The following is a 5,307-nucleotide window of genomic DNA, read 5'->3' on the forward strand; positions in this document are numbered from 1 at the left end:
ACCAGTCGTTGAGCGGCGATTTCTGTGACATCAACCCATAGGCGCCGCGCGCGCCGATGATGACGCCGTCGGGCATCTTGTCGCCGAGCGGCGGCAGCACGTGATCGGAAGCGCTGAACACCAATTGGCTGCGTTTTGCCAAGCCGCGCGGTACGGACTGCAGGATGAAGGCCTGCAGATCGCCGCCCCACAGGCTGGAATAGACCACGTCGGAGCCGGCGGCGACCAATGCGGAAATCTCGGTGCCGTACTGGCCCGCGCCGAATTTCGGCAGCAGGTCGGTCTCGAGTTTGGCGTTGGGATAAAGCTGTCCCGCGGCGGCCACAAAATCGGCGCGGCTGTCCTGGCCCCAGGCGTAGTCCTGGTTGATGGCCGACAGCGTATCCATCTTGATGTTCTTCGCCTTCATGTAACGGATGAGCCCGACGTTATCCATCGTGGCATGCGCGGCGGTGCGGAACACATAATTGTATTTCGCCTCCTCGAAGATGCGCGGCGTGCCGCAATCCATCAGCACCAGCATCTTCTTGAGTTCCTCGGCGATCGGCGCCACCGCAAGGCAGTCGCCGGAGCCGATATAGCCGAGCACGACATCGACATTGTCGCGCTGATAGAGGTTGCGAAGCTCCTGCACCTGCTTGGTGGCGCCGCCGTTCTCGTCGATGATGACGGGCTCGACCTTCATGCCGCCGAACCCGACCTTTTCGTAAGGCGAGGGGGCGGCCCCCTTGTTCAACTGGTCGATGACGAACTGGCCGCCGTTGCGCGCGGGAACGCCAAAGCTGTCCGCCGCGGGTCCGGACAGGAATGTCACGATGCCGAGCTTGAAACTGTCTTGCGCGGAAGCCGGTGCCGCCAGCGTGAGCGCTGCTGCTGCGGCAATAGACAAGCGCGCGGCATGACAGCGCAGTTCAAGAAAATGACTCATGATATCCTCCCCTGGATTGCCGGCGGCGCGCCGGACCGTTATTTGTCCGCGCCCGTTGTCCCGGACGTCGGCATGGTTGCTGGCAGTTTAGGCGGGCTTTAGCGGCCCGTCTACGCAATGCGCGAGCGGCGCGGCAAATAGCCATGCGCTACGCGCGGTAGGTTATCCCCGCGGCCCGCGCAACTGTGCGGTTAGTTTGTCCATCGCGCCCGCCACACCGCGCCATTGCGCGAGCCACGCCCGCGGAAAACGAAACGTCAGGTCCGCGCCGTCGATGCGGCGCTCGCTGAGACACATGCCGGGGGTTGCGGCGTCGCGGGTACAGCGCGCGACCAGGGCCGGCGCGGTAGCGAGGACCAGGTCTTCATTGCTGTATGGCGTGCCATCGCGGAACGCGCGCGCGGTCAGGCCGTCGTCCCCCTGCGAGGAAACCTTCTCGAGATAGCGCGGATAGATAGTGCGTACGCGGACATCCGGCGCCAGCGTGTCGTGATGCGCCGAGATCGACAGGAAGATGCGGTCGATCGGCTGGATAGCGGCGTCGGCCGTCTCGGCGCTGGCGTGCTTCGGCGCGCCCGCGGCATCGAGCGAGGGGTAGGCGAAGGAGAGGTCGACGCGCTCCTGCGGTCCGGAATGGCGCTGCACTTTCATGCGCACGGCCTGAGTCGGCACGTTGAACAGCGTAGCTCCCACGCTGACCGGCAATCGCGCCGGATCATCCGATTTGATCGGCTCCCATGTCGGCCATAGCAAATAGGCCACCAGCGCGATCGCGCCCGCGGCGATCACGCTTCCCAGCGCGAGCGGAACGAGATGGCCGCGGTGCCGCCGGCGCAGGCGGCGGGTATTGATGTGAACCGACGAGAGCAGCGTCATGCGGGCAGGGCACTTTTCGAAAAGAGCGGCCGAATCAGCTTTCGAATATGCCACGCGCGCCAAGACTTCCGCACGGTTTTGCGCTCGCGCCGTTAACCTTTCCTTAAGGATGTTGTGGCGCACGGCGCTGCATTTTGCGATGCATGGCGGGCTCTTTGTATGATGCGTGAGACCCCGATGTCGCCGGATGCGTTGAACTCGTTTTTTTCGCTGTGCCTCGGCTTTGCGGTGGCCGGCGCGCTCGCCAGCGGATATCAGGCTTTTGTGCAGCGTCCCGCCGGCTTCGGCCTGCTGCAGGAGGGCGTGGCGCCGAAGACGTTCGCCGCGGTGCCGTTCCTGGTGTTCGCCGCGCCCTTCATCATCATGCGCAACACCCTTCGGGGGAAGCGGATCGAGCGCCGCCGTTTCGAATTGGTGATGATGGCAACGGTATTGTCCGGGTTCTGGAGCCTGATGTCCGGAACCTTCCTGGTGATGACGTTGCGGGCAGCCGGATTGCTGGCCTGAGCCGCATCGCTTTCTAAATTAAGACACCGCCGTCATCTGAGGTGCTCGCCGTTCTTCACGGCGAGCCTCGAAGGATGGCCGCAGGCGCCTGGGGCCGATCCTTCGAGACGCCGCGCGAGCGCGCGGCCCTCGGGATGACGGAGTCCATTGCGCAAAGGCGGCGTGAGTTGAACGGGGTATGGAATTCATGCAAGGTCTTCTTGCACAGGAGACCAGCATGGCGATCTACGAACTTGACGGGCAGGGGCCCGAACTTCCCGCCGACGGAAATTATTTCATCGCCGACACCGCGACGGTGATCGGCAAGGTGCGGTTGAAGAATTCCGCGAGCGTGTGGTTCGGCGCGGTGCTGCGCGGCGACAATGAGTGGATCGAGATCGGCGAAAACGCCAACGTCCAGGACAACTCGACCTGCCATACCGACATGGGTTTTCCGCTCACCATCGGAACAAACTGCACCATCGGCCATAACGTCATCCTGCACGGCTGCACCATCGGGGAGGGGGCGCTGATCGGGATGGGCTCGATCGTGATGAACGGCGCGCGGATCGGCCGCGGCAGCATTGTCGGCGCCGGCTCGGTGATAACAGAGGGAAAACAGTTTCCCGAGCACTCGCTGATATTGGGCGCGCCGGCGCGGGTGGTCCGCACGCTCGATCCGGCGCAGGTCGCGGCGATGGGAAGTGCGGCGAAGTTTTATGTCGGCAACGGCCCGCGCTTCAAAAAGGGCCTGAAGAAGATCGGCTGAACGAGGTATTGTCATGGTCATTCCGGGACACGCGCTACGCGCGCCCGGAATGACGAATTCAGCTCCCCTCGGATTCGTTGGCCTCGGCCTCGCCCGCCACCTGCTCATGCCCGGCGCTCCATAGCGCATGTTCGTCGCTGCCGTCCTGATACGGATTGGCTTCGGCGGGAATGTGCTTTCGCGCGGCGCGCCGGCCTTCTTCAAACGGATCGGGATCGGCTGTCATCGTTTGCTGTCCTTTGATCGCGCCTTCGCTGCCGCCTTCTTCGCAACGCCGGCGCTCTTGCGAAGCGCATCTTTCAAGTCGATCGGCACGCCGTGCTTCTTCAGGAGGTCGGCGAAAGCTTCGTCAGCCAACTCCTGAAGCGTTGCCATCCGGCTGCGCCCAAGCTGGATCAGCTTGTCGTGTGTGTCATCGTCGAAGGCGATCAGCTTGCGCATGGCGTGCAACCCCCCATTGGCGTGCACGTATCCTAACTCACGATCAATCGCAGCATGTTGATTTTGTTCCAGCCCGCGGAACTGACGCCGCCTGCCATCGTTGAATTTGAAACGGAGTTTTTCAAATGACCAAGCTCTCGAAGCCTGCAACCCTTGCCGTGATCGCATTTCTGATGTCGCCCGTCGGCGCGTTGGCGCAGGGCGCGGGTGGAAGCGGCGGAAGTGCGGGTGGCGCCGCGAGTGGCGCATCCGCCGGCACCGGCACGGCCGCGGGCACACCCAATGCCGGCTCGGCCGGCGCCGGAAATTCGGCGATCAGCGGCGTGCCTTCCGGTCCTGGCAATGCCGGTGGTCTCAACAATTCGGTCAACGATCCCAGCGGCGTCGGCAATGCCGCGAAGGTCGCCTCGCCGCCACCGCCCGGGACCAATTCCGCCGGCACGGCAAATTCAAGCGGAGTGACGTCAGGTGGGACAACAACCGGCGCGGGCTCCGGCGCGTCGTCGACGACGGCTGCGCCGCGGACCGGAAATGCCGATGTCGATGCAAAGGATCGGGCGGTCGATCGCAAGATCAAAAGCATTTGCAAGGGCTGCTAGGGCCGGCTGAAGTCCGCGCCGGTTGCACCGTTTTCGCAACCTCGCCGCTAGATGATTATTCCCTCGAAGCTGAACGGCAAACTGGAAAAAATATCGGCGGCGGCGTCATCAATTTACGCTGAAGCTTGAACAATTTCCCTCGCTTTGAGTCATAATCACCGGGTGCGATACCCCTTTACGGAGGATGGTCATGTTGCGGAAAACAGTTCTGGCGACCTTGGCGGCGGTGACGGTGGCAGCGGTGGGCCTGGCGACGGCGCCGGAAGCGTCGGCACGCGGCGGCTTTGGCGGAGGCGGCTTTCACGGTGGCGGTTTTGGCGGCGGCGGCTTTCGCGGCGGTGGTTTTGGCGGCGGCGGCTTCCGCGGCGGCTTCGCCGGCGGCGGTTTCCGTGGCGGCGGCTTCCATCGCGGCTTCCGCGGACCGGGGTTCGGGGCCATCGGCGTTGGCCTGGGTCTCGGCCTCGCTGGGGCCTACGCCGGCTACGGATATCCCTATGGCTACGGTTACGACCCGTATTACGCCGGTTATGGCTACGACGACGGCTATGGCTATGGCGGCGGATATGGTTATGGCGGCGGATGCTACATCGTCCGCCAGAGCGTGTGGGGCCCGTATGGCCCGGCGATCCGGCGCGTTCAGGTCTGCAACTGAATTCGGCGCGCTGAATAAGGGTAGCCTCAGCGTGATCCGCTGAGGCTACCGTCTGTCATCCATACCGCCGCTTTGGTACGGCGATTGCACTAACAAGATGATGCTGACTGGTCTCACCGCCCCGGATTTGACATGGCTGTTTCTGGCCGTGGTGGTTTGCCTGCTGTCCGCGGCGGTGTGGGCTTTCTGGGAGATCGAGCACCGACAGCGGCAACGCAAAAGCGATCGCTTTGGATAGGCCGGGCCTTGTTCGGCGAGTCGGCGCGCGCGGCTGCGAGCATCCCTGAAAAATCGACGGGCGAGCGCGGCGTTTGCCGCCGGCCCGATTTCGGCCAAAACAAAGCCGCCTGCGGCGGAGTATGACGCCCGGCGGCCTTGCCTGCCCCGGACATCGAAATTGGCTCGCGCCGTCCGGTAAGTTGCATCCTGCACAGGACTCGCGAAATCGAATGTGAACTAGTTCACATTTGTCGAAAAAGTTGTGGTGGGCCCCAGGACAGGCTGCCGCGGGCGATTTTACCGGTTCCAGGGCCACACCGACCACATTCAGCAATAG

The 5,307-nt window shown here is 63.6% G+C and carries 8 protein-coding genes; 4 read left to right on the forward strand and 4 right to left on the reverse strand.

Features of this window, described 5'->3' with window-relative positions:
- Both VGP39_RS19525 and VGP39_RS19530 read right to left on the reverse strand, forming a co-directional pair.
- Positions 1 to 928 (reverse strand): ABC transporter substrate-binding protein (locus VGP39_RS19525; RefSeq protein ID WP_327569738.1); only part of this gene is annotated, 928 nt, incomplete at its 3' end.
- 162 nt (positions 929 to 1,090) lie between these two features.
- Positions 1,091 to 1,804: a hypothetical protein gene (locus VGP39_RS19530; RefSeq protein ID WP_327569739.1), complete on the reverse strand. Its 714-nt coding sequence runs from the start codon at positions 1,802 to 1,804 to the stop codon at positions 1,091 to 1,093.
- Positions 1,805 to 1,981: 177 nt separating this feature from the next.
- On the opposite strand from VGP39_RS19530, the gene VGP39_RS19535 reads away from it, so the two are divergent.
- Together VGP39_RS19535 and VGP39_RS19540 are read left to right on the forward strand one after the other, a co-directional pair.
- On the forward strand, positions 1,982 to 2,311 hold the full coding sequence (locus VGP39_RS19535) for a DUF6949 family protein (protein ID WP_327569745.1): 330 nt from the start codon (positions 1,982 to 1,984) through the stop codon (positions 2,309 to 2,311).
- 217 nt (positions 2,312 to 2,528) lie between these two features.
- Positions 2,529 to 3,059, forward strand: coding sequence for a gamma carbonic anhydrase family protein (locus VGP39_RS19540; protein WP_327569740.1), 531 nt, complete (start codon positions 2,529 to 2,531; stop codon positions 3,057 to 3,059).
- Positions 3,060 to 3,117: 58 nt separating this feature from the next.
- On the opposite strand, the gene VGP39_RS19545 is transcribed toward VGP39_RS19540, so the two are convergent.
- Together VGP39_RS19545 and VGP39_RS19550 are read right to left on the reverse strand one after the other, a co-directional pair.
- Complete coding sequence (locus VGP39_RS19545) at positions 3,118 to 3,285, reverse strand: hypothetical protein (RefSeq protein WP_327569741.1); 168 nt, start codon at positions 3,283 to 3,285, stop codon at positions 3,118 to 3,120.
- Positions 3,282 to 3,500, reverse strand: a complete 219-nt coding sequence (locus VGP39_RS19550; protein ID WP_327569742.1) for a hypothetical protein — start codon at positions 3,498 to 3,500, stop codon at positions 3,282 to 3,284. The genes VGP39_RS19545 and VGP39_RS19550 overlap by 4 nt, the downstream gene beginning before the upstream one ends.
- A 125-nt stretch (positions 3,501 to 3,625) precedes the next feature.
- Between VGP39_RS19550 and VGP39_RS19555 the strand changes: the two genes are divergently transcribed.
- Together VGP39_RS19555 and VGP39_RS19560 are read left to right on the forward strand one after the other, a co-directional pair.
- A complete protein-coding gene (locus tag VGP39_RS19555; RefSeq protein WP_327569743.1) occupies positions 3,626 to 4,099 on the forward strand; it encodes a hypothetical protein in 474 nt (157 codons plus the stop codon).
- Between the two features lie 190 nt (positions 4,100 to 4,289).
- Positions 4,290 to 4,751 carry a hypothetical protein gene (locus VGP39_RS19560; RefSeq protein ID WP_327569744.1) on the forward strand — a complete coding sequence of 154 codons (462 nt, stop codon included), beginning with the start codon at positions 4,290 to 4,292 and terminating at the stop codon, positions 4,749 to 4,751.
- Positions 4,752 to 5,307 lie beyond the last annotated feature (556 nt).

The organism is Bradyrhizobium sp. (genome assembly GCF_036009065.1).
GTDB lineage: Bacteria > Pseudomonadota > Alphaproteobacteria > Rhizobiales > Xanthobacteraceae > Bradyrhizobium.